At 65.8% G+C, this 20,924-nt stretch carries 16 protein-coding genes and 2 riboswitches; of the genes, 10 read left to right on the forward strand and 6 right to left on the reverse strand.

The features are described from left to right. Positions 1-292: 292 nt before the first annotated feature. The 6 genes from gcvP to ACSQ3N_RS11630 all read right to left on the reverse strand — a co-directional run bounded on the left by gcvP (position 293) and on the right by ACSQ3N_RS11630 (position 8,132). Entirely contained in the window at positions 293-3,202 is a 2,910-nt protein-coding gene (gene gcvP / locus ACSQ3N_RS11605) for an aminomethyl-transferring glycine dehydrogenase (protein WP_056168526.1), read from the reverse strand. A gap of 74 nt (positions 3,203-3,276) precedes the next feature. Next, a complete protein-coding gene (gene gcvH, locus ACSQ3N_RS11610; protein WP_056168529.1) occupies positions 3,277-3,651 on the reverse strand; it encodes a glycine cleavage system protein GcvH in 375 nt (124 codons plus the stop codon). A gap of 105 nt (positions 3,652-3,756) precedes the next feature. Then, positions 3,757-4,899: a glycine cleavage system aminomethyltransferase GcvT gene (gene gcvT, locus ACSQ3N_RS11615; protein ID WP_056168531.1), complete on the reverse strand. Its 1,143-nt coding sequence runs from the start codon at positions 4,897-4,899 to the stop codon at positions 3,757-3,759. Between the two features lie 55 nt (positions 4,900-4,954). Continuing rightward, positions 4,955-5,090, reverse strand: a riboswitch (glycine riboswitch). Positions 5,091-5,103: 13 nt separating this feature from the next. Continuing rightward, a riboswitch (glycine riboswitch) is annotated at positions 5,104-5,194 on the reverse strand. A gap of 41 nt (positions 5,195-5,235) precedes the next feature. Beyond that, the gene (locus ACSQ3N_RS11620; RefSeq protein ID WP_056168535.1) at positions 5,236-6,531 is read right to left on the reverse strand and encodes a TRAP transporter large permease; all 1,296 of its coding nucleotides are present in this window, start codon (positions 6,529-6,531) and stop codon (positions 5,236-5,238) included. Further along, positions 6,528-7,040 carry a TRAP transporter small permease gene (locus tag ACSQ3N_RS11625; protein WP_056168538.1) on the reverse strand — a complete coding sequence of 171 codons (513 nt, stop codon included), beginning with the start codon at positions 7,038-7,040 and terminating at the stop codon, positions 6,528-6,530. Before ACSQ3N_RS11625 ends, ACSQ3N_RS11620 begins: the two co-directional genes overlap by 4 nt. Before the next feature lie 117 nt (positions 7,041-7,157). Next, complete coding sequence (locus ACSQ3N_RS11630) at positions 7,158-8,132, reverse strand: TRAP transporter substrate-binding protein (RefSeq protein WP_056168540.1); 975 nt, start codon at positions 8,130-8,132, stop codon at positions 7,158-7,160. A 548-nt stretch (positions 8,133-8,680) separates the two neighbouring features. Here ACSQ3N_RS11630 and ACSQ3N_RS11635 point away from each other — a divergent pair. From ACSQ3N_RS11635 to ACSQ3N_RS11680, 10 genes are all read left to right on the forward strand, one after another. After that, entirely contained in the window at positions 8,681-9,139 is a 459-nt protein-coding gene (locus ACSQ3N_RS11635; protein WP_056168542.1) for an Lrp/AsnC family transcriptional regulator, read from the forward strand. A 101-nt stretch (positions 9,140-9,240) separates the two neighbouring features. Continuing rightward, complete coding sequence (locus tag ACSQ3N_RS11640) at positions 9,241-10,146, forward strand: LysR family transcriptional regulator (RefSeq protein WP_056168545.1); 906 nt, start codon at positions 9,241-9,243, stop codon at positions 10,144-10,146. A gap of 508 nt (positions 10,147-10,654) precedes the next feature. Then, positions 10,655-11,413 (forward strand): putative hydro-lyase, encoded by a 759-nt coding sequence (locus ACSQ3N_RS11645; protein ID WP_056169316.1) that lies wholly within the window; start codon positions 10,655-10,657, stop codon positions 11,411-11,413. Positions 11,414-11,462: 49 nt separating this feature from the next. Next, positions 11,463-12,728 carry an ABC transporter substrate-binding protein gene (locus ACSQ3N_RS11650; protein WP_056168547.1) on the forward strand — a complete coding sequence of 422 codons (1,266 nt, stop codon included), beginning with the start codon at positions 11,463-11,465 and terminating at the stop codon, positions 12,726-12,728. Positions 12,729-12,760: 32 nt separating this feature from the next. Continuing rightward, positions 12,761-13,627, forward strand: coding sequence for a branched-chain amino acid ABC transporter permease (locus tag ACSQ3N_RS11655; RefSeq protein ID WP_056168550.1), 867 nt, complete (start codon positions 12,761-12,763; stop codon positions 13,625-13,627). Positions 13,628-13,632: 5 nt separating this feature from the next. Beyond that, complete coding sequence (locus tag ACSQ3N_RS11660) at positions 13,633-14,655, forward strand: branched-chain amino acid ABC transporter permease (RefSeq protein WP_436146328.1); 1,023 nt, start codon at positions 13,633-13,635, stop codon at positions 14,653-14,655. Beyond that, the gene (locus ACSQ3N_RS11665) at positions 14,655-15,368 is read left to right on the forward strand and encodes an ABC transporter ATP-binding protein (protein WP_436146329.1); all 714 of its coding nucleotides are present in this window, start codon (positions 14,655-14,657) and stop codon (positions 15,366-15,368) included. The genes ACSQ3N_RS11660 and ACSQ3N_RS11665 overlap by 1 nt, the downstream gene beginning before the upstream one ends. A gap of 2 nt (positions 15,369-15,370) precedes the next feature. Beyond that, a complete protein-coding gene (locus ACSQ3N_RS11670) occupies positions 15,371-16,075 on the forward strand; it encodes an ABC transporter ATP-binding protein (RefSeq protein WP_056412445.1) in 705 nt (234 codons plus the stop codon). Between the two features lie 68 nt (positions 16,076-16,143). After that, positions 16,144-17,127: a TRAP transporter substrate-binding protein gene (locus tag ACSQ3N_RS11675; RefSeq protein ID WP_436146330.1), complete on the forward strand. Its 984-nt coding sequence runs from the start codon at positions 16,144-16,146 to the stop codon at positions 17,125-17,127. Positions 17,128-17,182: 55 nt separating this feature from the next. Then, positions 17,183-20,839, forward strand: coding sequence for a hydantoinase B/oxoprolinase family protein (locus ACSQ3N_RS11680; RefSeq protein ID WP_056412439.1), 3,657 nt, complete (start codon positions 17,183-17,185; stop codon positions 20,837-20,839). Positions 20,840-20,924 lie beyond the last annotated feature (85 nt).

Raw genomic sequence — 20,924 nt, forward strand, 5'->3', positions numbered from 1 at the left:
GACGTTGACCTTCGGCGATCGGAATATTCAATTCGAAATCGGAGTCGTGAAGGACGCTCTTGCAGGGCGCTACCAACGCGTGATAGCTGTCAGCCGCGTCTGCAATTGAAGTGATCGAGAGGGCAAGAAGCACAGTCAATGCGGTGAACGCGCAACGGAGCTTTTGGCCGTCCCGACAGACCGTTCGGATAGGCAAAACAGACGGTTGTGACTTACTCATTGTGTGAAGATGGTCTGCAGAATGAGAGTCCTTGTGATAGCCCAGGCTTGGGTGCGGTGCGCGATATTTGGCTTACGCCAGGTCACCTACCGGCACACAACTGCAGAACAGATTCCGATCCCCATACACATTGTCCACGCGTCCCACAGGCGACCAGTACTTACCTTGTCGCAGGGCCGCCACAGGGTAGGCAGCAGCTTCGCGCGTGTACGGGCGGGCCCACTCGCCGGTCAGAAGATTCTCCGCCGTGTGCGGCGCGTTCTTCAGCGGGTTGTTGTCCTGCGGCAGTTTGCCCGCCTCGATCTGGCGGATCTCTTCGCGGATGGCGATCATCGCGTCGATGAAGCGGTCGATCTCGAACAGCGTCTCGCTCTCCGTGGGCTCCACCATCAGCGTGTTGGGCACGGGAAAGCTCAGCGTGGGCGCATGAAAGCCGTAGTCGATCAGGCGCTTGGCGACGTCCTCGGCCATCACGCCGCTGGTCTCCTTCAGGCCGCGCAGGTCCAGGATGCACTCGTGCGCCACATGGCCGTTGGCGCTGGCGTACAGCGTGGGGTAGTGGTCCTTCAGGCGCGCGCTGATGTAGTTGGCAGACAGGATGGCCGTCTCGGTCGCGGCCTGCAGGCCTTCGGCGCCCATCATGCGGATGTACATCCAGCTGATGGGTAGCACAGCGGCGTTGCCCAGCGGGGCTGCGCTAACCGGGCCCACCTTGCCGTCGGCGGGGGACAGCGGCTGGTCGCCCTGGCCTGGCAGGCCGGGCAGGTAGGGCACGAGGTCTTCGACCACGCACACGGGGCCGACGCCCGGGCCGCCACCGCCGTGGGGGATGCAGAAGGTCTTGTGCAGGTTCAGGTGGCTCACGTCGCCGCCGAACTCGCCGGGGGCGGCCACGCCCACCAGGGCGTTCATGTTGGCGCCGTCTACGTACACGCGGCCCCCGTGGCTGTGCACCAGGGCGCACAGCTCCTTGACCTGGGTCTCGAATACGCCGTGCGTGCTGGGGTAGGTGATCATCACGCAGGCAATGCTGCCGCTGTGCTGCTCGCACTTGGCCTTGAGGTCGGCCAGGTCCACGTTGCCGTTGTCATCGCACTTTGTCACCACCACCTGCATGCCCACCATTTGCGCGCTGGCGGGGTTGGTGCCGTGTGCGCTGCTGGGGATGAGGCAGATGTTGCGGTGGCCTTCGCCGCGCGCCCGGTGGTAGGCCTGGATGGCCAGCAGGCCCGCGTATTCGCCCTGGCTGCCGGCGTTGGGCTGCAGGCTGATGCCGGCGTAGCCGGTGGCCTGGCACAGCCAGGCGCGCAACTGCTCGTCCAGCTCGCGGTAGCCGGTCTGCTGGTCGGCGGGCGCAAAGGGGTGCATGTGCGCGAACTCGGGCCAGGTGATGGGGATCATCTCGCTGGTGGCGTTGAGCTTCATGGTGCAGCTGCCCAGCGGGATCATGCTGCGGTCCAGCGCCAGGTCCTTGTCGGACAGCTGGCGGATGTAGCGCAGCATACCGGTTTCGGAATGGTGGGTGTTGAACACCGGGTGCGTGAGGTAGCTGCTGGTGCGGCGCAGTGCAGCCGGGATCAGCGGCTCGACGCCGTTCTCGAACGCGTCGAACGTGGGCAGCGCCTGGCCGTCCTGGGCGAAGACCTTCCACAGCAGCTCGATGTCCGCGCGCGTGGTGGTCTCGTCCAGCGAGATGCACAGGTACTCTTCAAAGTAAATGCGCAGGTTGGCGCCCGCCTGGACTGCGCGAGCAGCTATCGATTTGGTAGCATCACCGGTATGCAGGCTCAGCGTGTCGAAGGTGGCTTGGGGGCGTACCGGCGCGCCCAACTGCACCAGGCCCTGGGCCAGGATGGCGGTGTAGCTGGCCACGCGTTGGGCGATGCGTTGCAGGCCTTCGGGGCCGTGGTACACGGCGTACATGCTGGCGATGACGGCGGGCAGCACCTGCGCAGTGCAGATGTTGGACGTGGCTTTCTCGCGGCGGATGTGCTGCTCGCGCGTCTGCAGGGCCAGACGGTAGGCGGGTTTGCCGTGCACGTCCACACTCACTCCCACCAGGCGGCCGGGCAGGCTGCGCTTGAACTCGTCGCGGCAGGCCATGTAGGCAGCGTGCGGGCCGCCCGCGCCCATGGGCATGCCAAAGCGCTGCGTGGTGCCCACCACGATGTCGGCGCCGTATTCGCCGGGCGGCGTGATGAGCGTCAGCGCCAGCAGGTCGGCGGCCACAATGAAGGCGGCCTGCTTGGCGTGGGCTTTTTCCACATCGGCTCGCAGGTCTTCGATGCGGCCGCTGGTGGCGGGGTACTGGGCCAGCACGGCGAAGTAGTCGCCGGCCAGCAGGTCGTTCCATTCCTCGGCTGAGTTGGCCAGGCGCACTTCCAGGCCCAGGGGCTTGGCGCGGGTCTGGATGACTTCGATGGTCTGAGGGTGCGCGTCGCCCGCCACCACGAAGACATTGCTCTTGGATTTGACTGAGCGCCTGGCCAGGGTCATGGCCTCGGCGGCGGCGGTGGCTTCGTCCAGCATGGATGCGTTGGCAATGGGCATGCCGGTCAGGTCGCACACCATGGTCTGGAAGTTGACCAAGGCCTCCATACGGCCTTGCGAGATCTCGGCCTGGTAGGGCGTGTAGGCGGTGTACCAGGCGGGGTTCTCCAGAATGTTGCGCAGGATGACGCCCGGCGTGTGCGTGCCGTAGTAGCCCTGGCCGATGAAGCTGCGCAGGACCTTGTTCTTGCCCGCAATCGCCTTGAGCTCGGCCAGCGCTGCCGCTTCGGTGACGGGCAGGGGCAGGTCCATGGGCGTGGTGCGCGCGATGGAGCGCGGCACGATGCTTTCGATGAGGGCGCTGCGCGAGGCCTCGCCGATCACCGACAGCATGTGGGTTTCATCCGCAGCGTCGATGCCGATGTGGCGGGGCAGGAATTCGGTGGCGTTCTCGAGCGCGGCGAGGGAGGGCAGGGGGGCTTGGGAGGTCATCGGCGGCGGCGGCAAGGGCGGGGACACATGGCCCGGCAGGTGGCTGCCGGGCCGCGAAGGGAGGGGCAGTCCGATCAGGCGTTCTTGGCGAACTCGGCGTAGGCCGGCTCGTCCATGAGCGCGTCGAACTGCGTCATGTCGGTCACGTGGACCTTGAAGAACCAGCCAGCGCCCATCGGGTCGCTGTTGGCCAGGGACGGGTCGGCGCGCAGCGCCTCGTTCACTTCGACGATCTCGCCGGTGACGGGCATGTACACGTCGGCCGCGGCCTTGACGGACTCGACCACGCCGGCCACTTCACCCTGGGTGAAGGTGGTGCCGACGGCGGGCAGGTCCACGAACACCACGTCGCCCAGCGCGTCCTGCGCATGCAGCGTGATGCCGACGGTGGCGGCTTCGTGGTCAGAGATGTCGATCCACTCGTGGTCCTTGGAATACTTGACAGTCATGGGGGCTCCAGAAAAAGGGTTGTCTAAAAAAGTGCCGATGCCAGCTGCCACTGTAGCCGGGCTGGGGCGCAGGCGATGCAATGCGCGGCAAACGAATGCGGTGGTTCAGCCGCGGTAGTAGCGCGCGGGGGTGAAAGGCATGGCACGCACCTCCATCGGCACGGCCTTGCCGCGCACGATGGCGTTCAAGCGCGTGCCGATGGCCGCGAATTCAGGGACGACGTAGCCCATGGCCACGGGCTCGTTCACCGTGGGGCCGAGCAGGCCGCTCGTGACTTCGCCGATCTTCTGGCCGTCGGTACTCTGCAGTTCGGTGTGCTCGCGCACGGGCACGCGTTCCAGCGCCACGAGGCCGACGCGCTTGCGTTGCAGGGTGGCGGGGTTGTCGATCTGCGCGAGGATCTTGTCCGCGCCCGGAAAGCCCCCCGCCCGTGCGCCGCCGGTGCGGCGCACCTTCTGGATGGCCCAGTTCAGGGCCGCTTCGGGCGGGGTGGTGGTGGTGTCGATGTCGTTGCCGTACAGGCACAGGCCCGCTTCCAGGCGCAGCGAGTTGCGCGCGCCCAGGCCGATGGGTTTGACTTCGGGCTGGGCCAGCAGTGCGCGCGCCAGGGTGTCGGCCTGGGCTGCGGGCACCGAGATTTCAAAGCCGTCTTCGCCGGTGTAGCCGCTGCGGGTGACGAAGCAGTCGCAGCCCGCAATGTCGAACGCGCCGCCGGTCATGAACACCAGCTGGTCCACACCCGGCGCCAGGCGGGCGAGGGCGGTGACCGCCTGCGGGCCTTGCAGCGCCAGCAGCGCATGGTCGGGCATGGGCACCACCTGGCAGCGCTGGCCGATGCGGGCCTCTATGTGGGCGATGTCGCCCACCTTGCAGGCGCCGTTGACGATGACGAACAGGGTGGGCTCGCCTTCGACCGTGCCCTGGTTGAAGAACATCAGGTCGTCGATGACCGTGCCCTCATCGGTCAGCAGCAGGCCGTAGCGCTGCTTGCCCACGGGCAGGTCGATCACATCGACCGGCATCAGGGTTTCGAAGGCGGCCGCAGCGTCCGGGCCGACGAGCTTGAGCTGGCCCATGTGGGAGACATCGAACAGCCCCGCTGCGGTGCGGGTGTGCAGGTGCTCGGCCATGAGGCCGGCCGGGTACTGCACGGGCATGGAATAGCCGGCGAACGGCACCATGCGGGCGCCCAGCTCGATGTGCAGTGCGTTCAGGGGCGTGGTGAGCAGGGGAGCGGTGGCTGACATGGCGGGCTTCTCAGGACAAGGCAAATGAAAGCCGCAGCCTGTACCAGGCCACGGTATTTGCCCTGCTGTCCGCTTTACCTGAGAGATTCACCGCAGCGCCCTGGCTGGCCGTGCGGCTTGCTCCTTCGGTGGATGGGTGCCGCGGTGGGTATGGTGTGCCCGGCGGTCCATCTCTCTCCAGCAAGGAAACGCCCGCATCACTGCGGGCGGTTGCCAGTCCTTTTGCCTGAGCGTTCGGGTTGTCCCTGCGCCTTCGGCGGCCCCCGCGAAGGGGGCTCTCTCCTGACGGGCGCCAGTATATCCGCTGGCGCGTGGCACCCCCGCTGGAAAGCCCCGCTACTTGATGAACCCCCACACCTTCGGCAGCCAGGTGGACAGTTGCGGGATGAAGGTCAGCATCACCAGCACCACGCCATGCGCCCACAGGAAGGGCACCAGCTCGCGCACCAGTTGCGACATCGGCACGCGCGAGACGTTGCAGGTGACGAAGAGTAGCCCTCCGACCGGAGGCGTGATCATCCCGAGCGTGAGGTTGTAGATCACGATCATCGCAAAGTGCACCGGGTCCACGCCCAGCTTCACTGCCACGGGCGCGAGGATGGGCGCAAGCACCATCACCCCCGGCAGCGGCTCGATGAAGATGCCGAACAGCAGCAGGAAGATGTTGACGATGATGAGGAACATCCAGGGCGACAGGTTCATGCTGATGAGCCACTCGGCCATCTGCTGCGGAATGCCCTCGATGGTCAAAATCCACGCGAATGCGGCCGACAGCCCGATGATGATCAGCACCGACGCCGACAGCAGGGCCGAGCGCGCGAGGATGTCAGGCAGCGCCTTCCACTGCAGCGTGCGGTAGACGAACTTGCCGCACACCAGCGCGTAGAACACGGCCACGACCGAGGCCTCGGTGGGCGTGAACCAGCCCGCGCGCATGCCGCCCAGGATCACCACGGGCAGCAAGATGGCGGGCAGCGCCTTCCAGGTGGTGGTCAGGATCTCGGCCATGGGCGGCATCTTGCCGTCGCCCTTGTAGTTGCGCTTCTTCGACACATGGAAGTTCACGATGCACATGGCCACCGCGATCAGCAGGCCCGGCAGCAGGCCGGCCACGAACAGCGCACCCACCGACACCGTTTCATCCTGCAGCGCATAGATGATCATGATGATGGACGGCGGAATGATGGGCCCCACGATGGCAGTGGACGCGGTGAGCGCCGCTGCATACGAACGGTCGTAGCCCGCCCTGTCCATCATGCGGATCAGCATCGAGCCCGGGCCGGCCGCATCGGCCAGCGCCGAGCCCGAGATGCCCGAAAAGAACGTCAGCGACACCACGTTGGTGTAGCCCAGCCCGCCACGCTTGTGGCCCACAAACTGGCCTGCGAAGCGCAGCAGTACCTCGGTCAACGACCCGCCGCTCATGAGCTCGGCCGCCAGAATGAAGAACGGTACGGCCATCAGCGGAAAGCTGTCGATGCCGGTGAAGGTCTCCTTGAGCAGCACCATCAGCGGGTAGCTCTCGGCCAGGATCAGCGTGGCCGCGGTGGCCAGGCCCAGGGCAAACGCCACCGGCACGCCGATGGCCAGGAACAGGCAGGCCGAAACGATGAGGATGATGGACGCGCTCATAGGGAGGCACTCGCATTAGCGTCGAAGTGCTCATCGGCCGCGAAGGTGCGGTCGAGCACATAGCCACGCACGACGAACGCAAAGTGCACGATGAGCAACACCCCGCCGATCAGCATGGCGCTGTAGATGTAGGCGAAGGGCACCTGCGTCACGGCCGTCATCTGGAACATGGTGCGCTGCATGTACAGCCAGCCGTACCAGACCATGAAGCCGAAGAAAGCGAACAGCAGCGCGGCCACCACCGCGCGGATGGCAATGCCGCCGGCGCGGGGCAGGGCGTCCTGCAGGTTCTCCACCGCAATGTGGCCGCCGTAGCGCAGCACCGGGCCCGCGCCCAGGAAGGTCAGCCAGATCATCATGTGGCGCGAGACCTCTTCAGCCCACTCCAGCGAGTTGTGGGTTACGTAGCGCATGACCACGTTGGTGAAGATGATGATCGACATGGCCGCCAGCAGCAGGATCAGCGCCCAGCGGTTGGCGGCAAGGAAATAGCGTTCGAAGGCTTTCACGGTGTTGTTCTCGGTTCTGGCTGAAAGCGAAAAAAAACCGTTCGGGCTGAGCTTGTCGAAGCCTTGCGCGGCGCTTCGACAGGCTCAGCGTGAACGGTTGGAGTTTGTCTGCTCGGGTTAACGAACGTCCTGGATCTTCTTGATGTTGTCGGCCCCGAACTCCTTGGCATAGCCCACATACGCCGGCTTGAGCGCTTCGCGGAAGGCTGCGCCGTCCACCGTCTTCGTGACCTTCATGCCTTGCGATTCAAGCAGCGCTATGCCGTTGTTCTCATCGTCGTTGACCTTCTTGCGCTGCGCCACCGAAGCGCTCTTGGCGGCGTCGGTGAAGACCTTCTTGTCGGCATCGTTGAGCTTGTTCCACACCTTGGGCGAGAGCAGCAGAAGCGCGGGCGAGTACACGTGGCCGGTCAGCGACAGGTGCTTTTGCACCTGCGAGAACTTGGCCGACAGGATCACCGGGATAGGGTTCTCCTGGCCGTCCACCGTGCCCTGCTGCATGGCACCGAACAGCTCGGGGAAGGCCATGGGCGTGGGCAGGATGCCGAAGGTGCGGTAGCCGTCCATGTGCACCTTGTTCTCCATGGTGCGCATCTTCAGGCCCTTGGCGTCCTCGGGCTTGACGATGTCGCGCTTGCTGTTGGTCATGTGGCGAAAGCCGTTTTCGGTCCAGGCCAGCGCGATGATGCCCTTGCTCGGGAACTTGGTCAGGATGTCCTGGCCGATGGGGCCGTCCATCACCTTGCGTGCATGGTCGTAATCGCGGAACAGGAACGGAATGTCCACGATCTTCACTTCGGGCACGAAGTTGCCCACAGGGCCGGTGGAGGTGTTCACCAGGTCCTGCGTGCCGAGCTGGATGGCCTCGATCTGCTCGCGCTCGCCGCCCAGCGCCGAGTTGGGAAAGTACTGGCACTTGTAGCGCCCCTGCGTGCCTTTTTCGACTTCATCGCAGAACACCTTGGAGCCCACGCCATAGTGCGAATCGGGCGCCGTGGCGTAGCCGATCTTGAGCGTCGTGGTCTGCGCGCCGGCCGTGGCGATCAAGCCGAACGCAAGGCCCAGGCCCGCGGCGAGAGAAGTCAGTTGCATGGTGTCTCCTGTATATGTGGTTCTTGCCGTGGTCGCCTGCGTACCTGTCGCTGGAGGCTTCGCGCAGCCAGTGCCACGGACTCAAAAATTATGGCGCTGCAACATGCCGCAGGGCATCGGGGTTTGTGCTGGTAAGCGTGCTTACTAAACAAGGCAGTCGCCACGGGCTTCGCGGCACCAGTGCACGCGTCGCGCGGGCGACAGGACAGGTGAAGGCGGGCGGCGCCATGGAAGTCGGGCTGGCGTGCGGCGAGGTGCCGCTCTGATGGAGCGGCACCGGCCCGTGATGTGAGACTCCGCGGCGGGTGCCCGTGGCGCGGTGAGTCGGTGAAGCGCAAGGGCGTGTGCCGCCACTGCCGTCTTGCCAAGTGCCCCGGTCCGGCGGTAACCGGTCCGGGGCCCTGTCAGTTCGTGCGCTCCGGTAAGAACGCCTTGATGGATGAAGTATGCGCGGCAAGGCTCAGTAGTTCTTGCTGTTCTTTGCTTCAAAAGTCGGCTGTTGCAGAAAATCCTTCTGTATTTGCGCAGTTCAAGGAATAATCCGCAGCATGGACCGTTTAGACAGAAAAATTCTCGCTGTGCTGCAGGGCGACGCGCGCGCCAGTCTGCAGGAGATCGGGCAGGCCGTCGGCCTGAGCCCTTCGCCGTGTTGGGGTCGCATCAAGAAGATGGAAGAGGCCGGTGTCATCCAGGGCTACACCGTGCGGCTCAACCCGCAGGCGCTGGGCCTGTCCGACACGGTGCTGGTGCAGGTCACGCTCGACAGCCACTCGGACAACACGCTGGAGAAGTTCGGCGAGACGCTGGCCAGCATTCCGGAGGTGATCGAAGCCCACCTGGTCTCAGGCGACTACGACTACCTGCTGCGCGTGGTGGTCAAGGACACGCGCGACTACGAGCGCCTGCTGCGCGAGAAGCTCTACAAGATCAAGGGCATACGCCACAGCCGCTCGAGCTTCGTGCTGCGCACGCTGAAAAAGGCCGACATGCCGCTCTACGTGGACTAAGGCCTAAGGCGCTGGCACGTTCGCTGCTCTGCGGGCTGGCACAGGTGCAGAATCCAGCCGCCGCACACACCGTCCACACCGCCAGTACCGCGCCACACACCATGAACCTGCGTTTCGTCGAAGCCTTCTATTGGGTCGCCTCTCTGCGCAGCGTGACGCGCGCCGCCGAAAAACTGTTCCTCACCCAGTCGGCCATGTCCAGCCGCGTGGCGGCGCTGGAGGAAGAGCTGGGCGTGCTGCTGCTGGACCGCAGCGACAAGCGCTTCAAGCTCACGGTGGCGGGCACGCGGTTTCTGACCTATGCGAAGCGCATGCTGGAATTGCAGCGCCAGCTGAAGGCCGAGATGGGGTCGGGCGGGCCGATGGAGGTGTCCATCCGCCTGGGCGCGATCGAGTCGGTGCTGCACTCCTGGCTGATTCCGTGGATCGAGCAACTGCGCAAGGACAACCCGGCGCTGGAGCTCGAACTCACCATGGAAACCACGCCCGTGCTGCTGGACCAGATCCGCCGCGGCGCGCTGGACACGGTGTTTGCAGCGCTGCCGGCGTCCGCCGAAGGCATCCGCACCCAGGCCCTGGCGCCCATGGAGATGGTGTTCGTCGGCAACAGCAAGTTGCACCGCAAGCGGCGCTACGCGCTGGCGGATTTTGCCGAGATGGACATCCTGACCTTCCAGCGCGGCTCGCACCCGCACGTAACGTTGCTGGATGCGCTGCGCCAGGCCCAGGTGGAGCCGCGCCGCGTGCACACCATCTCGTCCATCTCGGCCATGGTGCAGTTGGTGCAGGGCGGCTTCGGCATCGCGACCTTGCCGCGCCACGCCGTGCAGCGGCTGCTGGCGTTTCCGGACCTGCGGGCGCTGGCCTGCGACACGGAGTTGCGGCCCTTGCCCATCCACCTGAGCTACCGCGAAGACCCGTCCACCCCGGTCGACAGCGTGGTGCGCTCGGCCATGGCGTTCCTCGAACTGCAGTCCGAACGCACCAAGGTGCGCGCCAAAACCTGAAGCCAAGCTGACGGACGGCGCGTCTCCCGCGTCGCCACGGCGGTGGCCTGCGCGCTGCGCAAGCCTTTGGGGTGCGCTGCGTGGCTGCCGCGCGCACTCTCCAATGGTCTCCATCGCGTTCCAGTGCCTGCTGTTGGTGCATGCCATCGGCACGCACAAGCCCGGGTGCGGCCGGCATCGTCTGGATGGCGCGCCATCACCATCGGCCACAAAAGCCCGCCGCACGGGGCTTGCGGCGGTATCGGCCAGGCGCGCGACGGTGCGGATTCCAGGGGCCTAGGGTTTTCACTGAGCACCAAGTTGGGTGAAGTGTGCTCCAGCGTAGTGCATCGAAAAAATCGATGAAGTGAGAGAAAATTTTTGAATTTGCCAGTGCTCGCACCCCGCCAACACAATCCTCCCATCGTCATGCATTTGACATTTTTCGATGCGAGGAAACACGGTGGAACCGGAAGCAAAAAACACACTGGCAGCCTTCGGCCCTGAGGGCCACGGCGACGCAGCCCATGTGCGCGGCGTCATTCGCAAAGGGCTGTGGACCCTGCACACCAGTGGCTTGGCGCATGGCCATGTGCAGGGCAACCTCGTCATCCTGCCCGAGGCGCTGGCCGGCGACTTCCTGCGCTTTTGCCAGCGCAACCCCAAGCCCTGCCCGGTGCTGGCCGTGGGCGAGCCCGGCCAGGTGGGCCTGCCCAGCCTGGGCGAGGACATCGACATCCGCAGCGATGTGCCGATGTACCGCGTCTGGCGCCACGGCGAGCTCAAGGACGAAGTCGCCGACATCACGGACCTGTGGCGCCCCGACCTGGTGACCTTCGTGCTGGGCTGCTCATTCTCGTTCGAGCATGCGCTGCAGGAGGCCGGCATCCGCCTGCGCCACATCGACGAGAGCCGCAACGTGGCGATGTACCGCACCAACATCGCGACCGAGCCTGCCGGTCCCTTCAGCGGCGCCATGGTCGTGTCCATGCGGCCCATGCCCGCGGCCGATGTCATCCGGGCGGTGCAGGTCACCTCGCGCTTTCCCAACGTGCACGGCGCGCCGGTGCACATCGGCGACCCGTCGCTCATCGGCATCAAGGACCTGGCCCGGCCCGACTACGGCGACGCGGTGGAGCTGGCCCCCGGCGACATCCCTGTCTTCTGGGCCTGTGGCGTCACCCCCCAGTCGGCCATCCTGACCGCGCAGCCTGCGTTCTGCATCACGCATGCACCCGGGGCCATGTTGGTGACCTCGTTGCTCAACCACCACCTCGCGTCTTTCTGAGTTCTTCACCCCGCGACGAATCCTTCAACCTTTCAAAGGAGTATCTGAGATGAAAAAGACCCTCTGGGCCCGTGTGGCCGCGGCTATCGGTGGCGCCTGCATGACCTTGGCCGCCCATGCGCAGCAGGAAGTCAAGATCGGCGTGATCTACCCGCTGACCGGCACCGGCGCGGCCGTGGGCGCCGAGCTGCGCAGTGCGCTGGAGCTGGCCGCCGACATCGTCAACAACGGTGCTCCCTCGGTCCCCAACCTGCCGTTCGCGGCCGGCAAGGGCCTGCCCAACCTCAAGGGCGCCAAGATCAAGCTCGTGTTCGCCGACCACCAGTCCAACCCGCAGATCGGCGCGACGGAAGCCGAGCGCCTGATCACCCAGGAAAAGGTGGTCGCCCTGATCGGTTCGTACAACAGCAACGTCACGGCCACGGCCAGCCAGGTGGCCGAACGGGCCGGCATTCCGTTCCTGAACCCCGAGTCGTCCTCGGCCTCGCTCACGCAGCGCAACTTCAAGTGGTTCTTCCGCACCACGCCGCATGACGATCTGTTCGTGCACAACGCGTTCGAGTTTTTGAAGGAGTTCGAGGCCAAGCGGGGCATCAAGCCCAAGGTGATCGCATCGCTCAACGAGAACGGCCTGTGGGGCGCCGAGACGACCAAGCTGCAGACCAAGCTGGCGACAGAGTTCGGCCAGAACATCGTCAAGCAGGTGTCCTACCCGGCCAAGACCACGCAGCTCACGTCCGAGGTGCAGACCCTGAAGGCGGCCAACCCCAACCTGGTGCTGCAGTCGTCCTATACGGCAGACGCCATCATGTCCATCAAGACGTACAAGGAACTGGGCTTCTCGCCGGACATGATCCTGGCCAACAACGCGGGCTTCACCGACACCGACTTCATCCGCACGCTGGGCAAGGACGCCGACTTCATCATCACCCGCGAGACCTGGGCGCTGGACCTGGCCACGCGCAACCCGATGATCAAGGAAGTCAACGACCTCTTTCAGAAGCGCTACAAGATCAACTTCACCGGCAACAGCTCGCGCACCTTCACCGGCCTGATGGTGATGGCCGACGCGATCAACCGTGCGGGCTCCACCGAGCCCGAGGCCGTGCGCACCGCGCTCACGCAGACCAACATCCGCGCCGACGACATCATCATGCCGTGGAAGGGCGTGAAGTTCGACACCTCGGGCCAGAACACGCTGGGCCGCGGCATCCTGGTGCAGATCATCGACGGCAAATACCACACGGTCTGGCCCTTCAACATGGCGACCCGCGAAGTGGTGTGGCCCATGCCCAAGTGGGACCAGCGCAAGTGAAGGCCCCACGGGCTGAATCCTGAAAGAAAACCATGACTGCGGAAATTCTGTTTCAGACGCTGGCCTCGGGCGTGATGATCGGGTTGATATATGCGCTGGTTGCGATCGGATTGACCATGATTTTCGGGGTCATGGACATCGTTAACTTCGCGCACGGTGAGTTCCTGATGCTGGGCATGTACTCGGCCTTCTGGATGTTCTCGCTGTACGCGCTCGACCCCCTCTACACCCTGCCGCTCACGGTCCTCATGCTGTTCGCGTTCGGTGTGCTGCTGTACCAGTTCGTGATCGTGCGCATCATCAATGCGCCCATGCTCTCGCAGATCTTCACGACCTTCGGAATCATGATCCTGCTGCGCGGTGTGGCCCAGTTCTTCTGGAAGCCTGACTTCCGCTCCATCGAGAACTCGCTGGTCAGCGGCACCGTCAAGGGCTTCGGCGTGCAGGTCGGGCAGCCCCAGCTGGTGGCGGGCATCGGGGCCATCGTCATCACCGGCCTCATCTACTTCTTCCTCAACAAAACGCGCCTGGGAGCGGCGCTGGAAGCCACCGCGTCCGACAAGGAAGCCGCGCGCCTGATGGGCATCGACTCGCACAAGATGTTTGCGCTGGCCTGGGGCGTGGCAGCTGCCTGCGCCGGCGCTGCCGGGGTGCTGCTGTCGACCTTCTTTCCCATCTTTCCGGACGTCGGCGCGAACTTCATCCTGCTGGCCTTCGTGGTGGTGAACCTGGGCGGCTTCGGCAGCATCACCGGTGCGTTCTGGGCCGGGATTCTGGTCGGCGTGATCGAGGTGATGGGGGGCCTGTTGCTCGGGCCCCAGTACAAGACCGCGGTGGTGCTGGTGCTCTTCCTCGGAGTGCTGATGTTCCGCCCGCAAGGCCTCATGGGCAAAGCGTGATCACCATGAAAAACTCAATCCTTATCGCAGCGCTGCTGCTGGCCACCCTGGCGCTGCCGTCCTTCGTGGATGCGTCGCACCTGAATATGGCCATCCTCGTGCTCATGGCCGCCCAGCTGGGCGTGGCGTGGAACATGCTCGGCGGCTACGCCGGGCAGGTGTCGCTGGGCCATGCCGCGTTCTTCGGGCTGGGGGCCTATACCTCCACGCTGCTGCTGCTCAAGTTCGGCGTCAACCCGTGGATCGGCGCGCTGATCGGCGGGGCCCTGTCGTCCTTGCTCAGCCTGGCGTTCGGCTGGTCGTGCTTTCGCTTGAAGGGCCACTACTTCGCCATGGCCACCATTGCCGTGGCCGAGCTGGTGCAGATCTTCTTCAACGAGTGGGAGTACGGCGGCGCCGCCGTGGGCCTGTACGTGCCCATGGACAAGCAGGGCTGGCTGTGGATGAACTTCGCCACCAAGCTGCCGTACTACTGGCTGGCGCTGGGCCTGCTGGTGCTGACCCTGGCCGCCAACTGGTGGGTGGAACGCAGCTACCTGGGCTACTACTTCCGGGCCATCAAGGACGAGCCCGATGCTGCGCGCAGCGTGGGCATCAACATCGCCCGCTACAAGCAGGTCGCCTTGTCGCTGAGCGCCTTCTTTGCGGCGCTGGGGGGCAGCCTGTATGCCCAGAAGGAGCTGTTCATCGACCCGGGCTCGGTGCTGTCCACGGCGCTGTCGATCAAGATGGCCCTGGTGGCCATCCTGGGCGGGGTGGGCACACTGTTCGGTCCGGTGGTGGGGTCCATCGTGCTCACCAGCATTGAAGAGTTCACCCGCATCGTCTTCGGTGGCACGGGCCGCGGTACGGACGTGATCATCTACGCCACCATGATCATCCTGATCGCCGTGTACTACCCCATGGGCATTCTCGGGTGGGTCAAGAGCTTCAAGGAGCGGCGGGCGGCCCGGGCCGACGCATCGCGCCAGGTGGCCGAGCATGCAGCAGGCGCTGCACCTCTGCAGTCGGCAAAGGGAGAGGTCTGATGAAACTGCTCGAAGTCAAACAAGTCAGCAAGCGCTTTGGCGGGCTGACCGCCAACCAGGACGTCTCGTTCGATGTGGACAAGGGCACCGTCGTGGGCCTGATCGGTCCCAACGGCGCGGGCAAGACCACCATGTTCAACTGCGTAGCGGGCTACTTCGCACCCACCGAGGGCAGCATCCTGCTGGGCGGGCGCAACATCGCCGGCCTGCCGCCCGAGGCCTGTGCCCGGGCCGGCGTGGCGCGCACTTTTCAGGTGGCGCGCAGCTTTACCAGCATGACAGCGTGCGAGAACGTGATGACCGGCGCCATGCTGCTGCAGCACAACGTCGCCAAGGCCCGGGCATCGGCCCTGCAGTGGCTGGCGTTCGTCAACCTGCAGCGCTTTGCCGACAAGCCTGCGGGCAGCATGACCATCAGCGAACAGCGCCGCTTGGCGGTGGCCCGCGCGCTGGCCATCGAGCCGCAGATATTGCTGATGGACGAAGTGATGGCGGGGCTGAACCCATCCGAAGTGCGCGAGGCCGTGGACGTGGTGCTCAAGATCCGAGAGCGCGGCATCGCATGCCTGATCGTGGAGCACGTGCTCGAGGGCATCATGCCCATCGCCGACAAGATCGTGGTGCTGGACCGGGGCGTGAAGATCGCGGAGGGCACGCCACAGCAGGTCTCCAGCGACCCGCACGTCATCTCCGCCTACCTGGGAGACGAATGAAAATGCTCGACATCCAAAACCTCAAGGTCTGCTACGACGACGTGCTGGCCATCTCGGACGTGAGCCTTACCGTGGGGGCCGGCGAGATCGTGGCCCTGGTGGGCGGCAACGGCAACGGCAAGTCCACCACCTTGCGCGCGGTGGCAGGGCTCAACGCGGCTGCGGCTGGCAAGGTGTCCTTCAACGGCCAGTCCATCGGCGGGCTGCCAGCCCACAAGCGGGTGTCGCTGGGGCTATCCCTGGTGCCCGAAGGGCGCCGGCTGTTCCCGCGCCTCACGGTGCTGCGCAACCTGGAGCTTGGCGCCTTCACCCGAGGAGACAAGCACGAGGTGGCCAGCAGCATCGACGAGATGCTGGGGCTGTTCCCCATCCTCAAGGAGCGCGCGACGCAGCTCGCGGGCACCATGAGCGGTGGCGAGCAGCAGATGCTGGCCATCGCCCGCGGGTTGATGGCGCGACCCAAGCTGCTGATGCTGGACGAACCCTCGTGGGGCATCGCGCCCAAGTTCGTGACCAAGGTGCTGGACGTGATCCAGCAGATCAACGCCAAGGGCGTCTCCATCTTGCTGGTGGAGCAGAACCTGCACAAGGCGCTGGCCATCGCACACCGCGGCTACGTCATACAGACCGGGCGCATTGCGATGGAAGGCCCGGCCCAGACGCTGCTGCACGACGAAGGCGTCAAGAAGGCGTACCTGGGCCTTTAATCCCGCGCGCCTGCGTGCCCGACCTGCCACGCCCAGCCAGCCGGTCATTTCACCTCCCAGGAGTTCCTGTGAAAGCTTTTTGGATGACCGCACTGTGTGCGGCGGGGATGGGCTGCGCCTTCGGTGTGCCGGCCCAGACGCCGGTGCAATGGAAGCTGGCCACGGGCTACCGTGCCGAATCGTTCCACACGCGCAACCTGGTGCAGTTCGCGCAGGATGTCGAGGCCGCATCGTCGGGTGCGCTGCGCATCGAGGTGCACGCCAACAACACGCTGGCCAAGCTGGCCGACATTCCTGCGGCAGTGCAGGGCGGCAAGGTCCAGGCAGGTGAGACCATCATGACCAGCCTCGTGGCCGAGATGCCCATCGCCGGTGCCGATGCCGTGCCCTTCGTGGTGCACAGCTATGCCGACGCGCGGCGCATGTGGGGACTGCAGCGGCCGCTGATCGAGGGGCATTTCGCGCGCAAGGGGCTCAAGGCCCTGTACGCGGTGCCGTGGCCGCCGCAGGGGTTGTTCTCCGTGGCGCCCGTGAAGTCGTCCGCCGACTTCAAGGGCACCCGCATGCGCACCTACAACCCCGCCACCGTGCGCATCGCCGAGCTGCTGGGCGCCACGCCGGTGGACGTGCCCATGGTCGAGGTCAACAAGGCGCTGGCCGGCGGGCAGCTCGACTCCATGATCACCTCAGCCCTCACCGGCGTGGAGAACCAAGTCTGGGGCCAGATCCGCCAGTACTACGGCATCGACGCGTGGTTCCCCAAGAACATCGTGTTCGTCAACCAGCAGGCGTTCGACGCGCTGCCGCCACCCGTGCGCCAGGCCGTCACCAAGGCGGCAGCCGAGGCGGAAACCCGCGGCTGGGCGATGAGCGAGGCCATCGCGCAGGAGTCGGTCGGCGAACTGCAGCGCAAGGGCATCAAGGTGGAGCGCCCCACCGCCGAGCTCAACGCCGAACTCAAGCGGCTGGGCGAACGCTTCTCGCGCGAGTGGGTGCGAACGGTTGGCAGCGAGGCCAACCAGCTTTTCATTCCTTATTACACGCAGCGCTGAACGGCGCGTTGCGGCATCCCGTTTTTCATTTCTCAACTGTCGGAACCATCACACCATGAATAACCTGACACCCCCCACACACACGCCCCGCTGGCAGTTCTGGATCGACCGGGGCGGCACTTTCACCGACATCGTGGCCAAGCGGCCCGATGGCTCGCTCACCACCCACAAGCTGCTGTCCGAAAACCCCGAGCAGTACAAGGACGCCGCGGTGGCCGGCATTCGCCACCTGCTGGGTTTGAAGCCCGGCGAGCCGGTGACGCCCGCCCAGGTCGAGTGCGTGAAGATGGGCACCACCGTGGCCACCAATGCACTGCTGGAGCGCAAGGGCGAGCCCACGCTGCTGGTCACCACGCGCGGCTTTCGCGATGCGCTGCGCATTGCGTACCAGAACCGCCCGCGCCTGTTCGACCGCCATATCCAGTTGCCCGAGCTGCTCTACACCGAGGTGATCGAGGCCCGCGAACGCATGGGTGCGCACGGCAGCGTGATGCTGCCCCTGGACGAGCCCACGCTGCGCGGCGATTTGCTGGCAGCCTATGCGCGCGGCCTGCGCAGCGTGGCCATCGTGTTCATGCACGGCTACCGCTACGCGCAGCACGAAAAGGCGGCGCAGCGTATCGCGCGGTCGGTCGGGTTCACGCAGATCAGCACATCGCATGAAACCAGCCCCATGATGAAGTTCGTGAGCCGCGGCGACACCACGGTGGTGGATGCATACCTCTCGCCCATCCTGCGCCGCTACGTGGACCAGGTGGCCAGCGAGATGCCGGGCGTCAAGCTGTTCTTCATGCAGTCGTCCGGTGGCCTGACCGATGCCGGCACCTTCCAGGGCAAGGACGCCATCCTGTCCGGCCCGGCCGGCGGTATCGTGGGCATGGCGCGCACGGCAGGGCTGGCGGGGCATGAGAAGGTCATCGGCTTCGACATGGGCGGCACGTCCACCGACGTGAGCCACTACGCCGGTGCGTTCGAGCGTGAGTTCGAAACCCATGTGGCCGGCGTGCGCATGCGCGCACCCATGATGAGCATCCACACCGTGGCAGCCGGCGGCGGGTCGGTGCTGGCGTACGACGGCTCGCGGTTCCGGGTGGGCCCGGAGAGCGCGGGTGCCAACCCCGGCCCCGTCAGCTACCGCCGCGGCGGCCCGCTGGCCGTGACGGACGCGAACGTGATGGTCGGCAAGGTGCAGCCACGCTACTTCCCCAGCGTGTTCGGCCCGGCCGCCAACGAGACGCTGGATGCCGACGCGGTGCGCGCACGTTTTCAGGACATCGCCACGCAGACCCAGCGCAAGCCCGAGGAAGTGGCCGAAGGCTTCATCCAGATCGCCGTGCAGCAGATGGCCAACGCGATCAAGAAGATCAGCGTGGCGCGCGGCTACGACGTCACGCGCTACACGCTGCAGTGCTTTGGCGGCGCGGGCGGCCAGCACGCCTGCCTGGTGGCCGACGCCCTGGGCATGACGCGGGTGTTCGTGCACCCGCTGGCGGGCGTGCTCAGCGCCTACGGCATGGGCCTGGCGGACCAGAACGTGATCCGTGAGCAGGCAGTGGAGATGCCGCTCGCCACCGAGGTGCTGCCCCTGATTGCCGAGCGGCTGGACGCGCTGGGCTCTGCCGCCCAGGCCGAGCTGGAGCGCCAGCAGGTCAGCGCCAACCCGGTGCAGGTGCGCCACAACGTGCATGTGCGCTACGAGGGCACCGACTCCGCGCTGGTCGTGCCCTTCGGCGACATGGCGACCATCCAGTCCGCCTTCGAAGCGGCGTACCGCCAGCGCTTTGCCTTCCTGATGGTGGGCAAGGGCCTGGTGGTGGAAGCCGTGTCGGTCGAGGCGGTGATCGCCGGCGATGCGCCTGCAGAGCCGCGCCTGCCGGTGCACGCCCATCGCAAGCACCCGCTGCGCGAGACGGTGCAGATGTATTCGGGCAGCGAGTGGCACGACGCAGCCCTGGTGGTGCGCGAGGACCTGCGCCCCGGCGACGTGGTCCCGGGCCCCGCGATCATTGCCGAGAAGAACACCACCACCGTGGTGGAGCCCGGCTGGTCGGCGCGCCTGACCGACCTGGACCACCTGGTGCTGGACCGCGTGACCGCGCGCAAGGTCCAGTACGCCGCCGGCACCACGGTGGACCCGGTGCTGCTGGAGGTGTTCAACAACCTGTTCATGAACATCGCCGAGCAGATGGGCCTGCAGCTGCAGAACACGGCCTATTCGGTGAACATCAAGGAGCGCCTGGACTTCAGCTGCGCGTTGTTCGATGCTGCCGGCAACCTCATTGCCAACGCGCCGCACATGCCGGTGCACCTGGGTTCGATGGGCGAGAGCATCAAGACCGTGATCCGCGAGAACACCGGCAAGATGCACCCGGGCGATGTGTTCATGCTCAACGACCCCTACCACGGCGGCACCCATCTGCCCGATGTGACGGTGATCACGCCGGTCTACGTGGCCGCAGGCGCAGAGCCCACGTTCTACGTCGGCAGCCGGGGCCACCATGCGGACATTGGCGGCACCACGCCGGGCTCCATGCCGCCGTTTTCGACGCGCATCGACGAAGAGGGCGTGCAGATCAACAACGTGAAGCTGGTGGACCGCGGCATCTTCCTGGAAGAGGAGGTGCGCACGCTGCTGGCCACGGGCGGCGGTACCACCCAGTACCCCAGCCGCAACCCCCAGCAGAACCTGGCCGACCTGCGCGCGCAGATCGCGGCCAACGAAAAGGGCGTGCAGGAACTGTCCAAGATGGTGGAGCAGTTCGGCCTGCCCGTCGTGCAGGCCTACATGCGCCATGTGCAGGACAACGCCGAAGAGTCGGTGCGCCGCGTGATCACGCAGCTCAAGGACGGGCAGTTCACCCTGCCGCTCGACAACGGCGCGCAGATCAGCGTGTCGGTCAAGGTCAATGTGGCTGAGCGCAGCGCGGTGATCGACTTTGCGGGCACCAGCGCGCAGCAGACCAACAACTTCAACGCGCCGCGTGCGGTGTGCATGGCCGCGGTGCTGTACGTGTTCCGCACGCTGGTGGACGACGATATTCCGCTCAACGCCGGGTGCTTGAAGCCCTTGCAGGTCATCATCCCGCAGGGCTCCATGCTCAACCCCAACCCGCCGGCCTCGGTGGTGGCGGGCAATGTGGAGACCTCTACCTGCATCACCAACGCGCTGTTCGGCGCCCTGGGCGTGATGGCGGGCAGCCAGCCCACGATGAACAACTTCACCTTCGGCAACGCGCAGTACCAGTACTACGAAACCATTGCTGGCGGCAGCGGTGCGGGTGCGGTGTTCGATGCATCAGGCCGCGCGGTGCGCGGGTTCGACGGCACCAGCGTGGTCCAGACCCACATGACCAACTCGCGCCTCACGGACCCCGAGGTGCTGGAGTTCCGCTTCCCGGTGGTGCTCGACAGCTACGAGATCCAGCGTGGGTCAGGCGGCGCGGGGCGCTGGGCCGGTGGTGACGGCGGCGTGCGGCGCGTGCGCTTTCTGGAGGCCATGACGGCCAGCATCCTGTCCAACGGGCGGCTCAACCCCGCCTTCGGCATGGCGGGCGGCCAGCCGGGCCGCGCAGGCGCCAACCGGGTGCTGCGCGCGAATGGCCAAGTCGAGGAACTGGGCCACATCGGCGCCGCGCAGATGGAGCCGGGCGATGTGTTTGAGATCTCCACCCCGGGCGGTGGCGGGTTCGGCGAATGCGTGGCCGCTGAGTGAACCGGGCCTGCGGGCCCGCGCCATGAAAAAGGGCCTGCATGGCAGGCCCTTTGATCTGGGTGGCTGGCGGCGTATCGCCAGCGCG

It is taken from the genome of Acidovorax sp. LjRoot194 (assembly GCF_964253015.1).
Lineage (GTDB): Bacteria > Pseudomonadota > Gammaproteobacteria > Burkholderiales > Burkholderiaceae_C > Acidovorax.

Excerpts from the sequence above, each read along its gene's own strand:
- ACSQ3N_RS11630 (WP_056168540.1), bottom strand. The coding sequence starts at position 8,132 with ATGCAACTGACTTCTCTCGCCGCGGGCCTGGGCCTTGCGTTCGGCTTG.
- ACSQ3N_RS11640 (WP_056168545.1), top strand. The coding sequence starts at position 9,241 with ATGAACCTGCGTTTCGTCGAAGCCTTCTATTGGGTCGCCTCTCTGCGC.
- ACSQ3N_RS11670 (WP_056412445.1), top strand. The coding sequence starts at position 15,371 with ATGCTCGACATCCAAAACCTCAAGGTCTGCTACGACGACGTGCTGGCC.
- gcvP (WP_056168526.1), bottom strand. The coding sequence starts at position 3,202 with ATGACCTCCCAAGCCCCCCTGCCCTCCCTCGCCGCGCTCGAGAACGCC.
- gcvT (WP_056168531.1), bottom strand. The coding sequence starts at position 4,899 with ATGTCAGCCACCGCTCCCCTGCTCACCACGCCCCTGAACGCACTGCAC.
- ACSQ3N_RS11650 (WP_056168547.1), top strand. The coding sequence starts at position 11,463 with ATGAAAAAGACCCTCTGGGCCCGTGTGGCCGCGGCTATCGGTGGCGCC.
- ACSQ3N_RS11680 (WP_056412439.1), top strand. The coding sequence starts at position 17,183 with ATGAATAACCTGACACCCCCCACACACACGCCCCGCTGGCAGTTCTGG.
- ACSQ3N_RS11655 (WP_056168550.1), top strand. The coding sequence starts at position 12,761 with ATGACTGCGGAAATTCTGTTTCAGACGCTGGCCTCGGGCGTGATGATC.
- ACSQ3N_RS11660 (WP_436146328.1), top strand. The coding sequence starts at position 13,633 with ATGAAAAACTCAATCCTTATCGCAGCGCTGCTGCTGGCCACCCTGGCG.
- ACSQ3N_RS11620 (WP_056168535.1), bottom strand. The coding sequence starts at position 6,531 with ATGAGCGCGTCCATCATCCTCATCGTTTCGGCCTGCCTGTTCCTGGCC.
- ACSQ3N_RS11635 (WP_056168542.1), top strand. The coding sequence starts at position 8,681 with ATGGACCGTTTAGACAGAAAAATTCTCGCTGTGCTGCAGGGCGACGCG.
- gcvH (WP_056168529.1), bottom strand. The coding sequence starts at position 3,651 with ATGACTGTCAAGTATTCCAAGGACCACGAGTGGATCGACATCTCTGAC.
- ACSQ3N_RS11665 (WP_436146329.1), top strand. The coding sequence starts at position 14,655 with ATGAAACTGCTCGAAGTCAAACAAGTCAGCAAGCGCTTTGGCGGGCTG.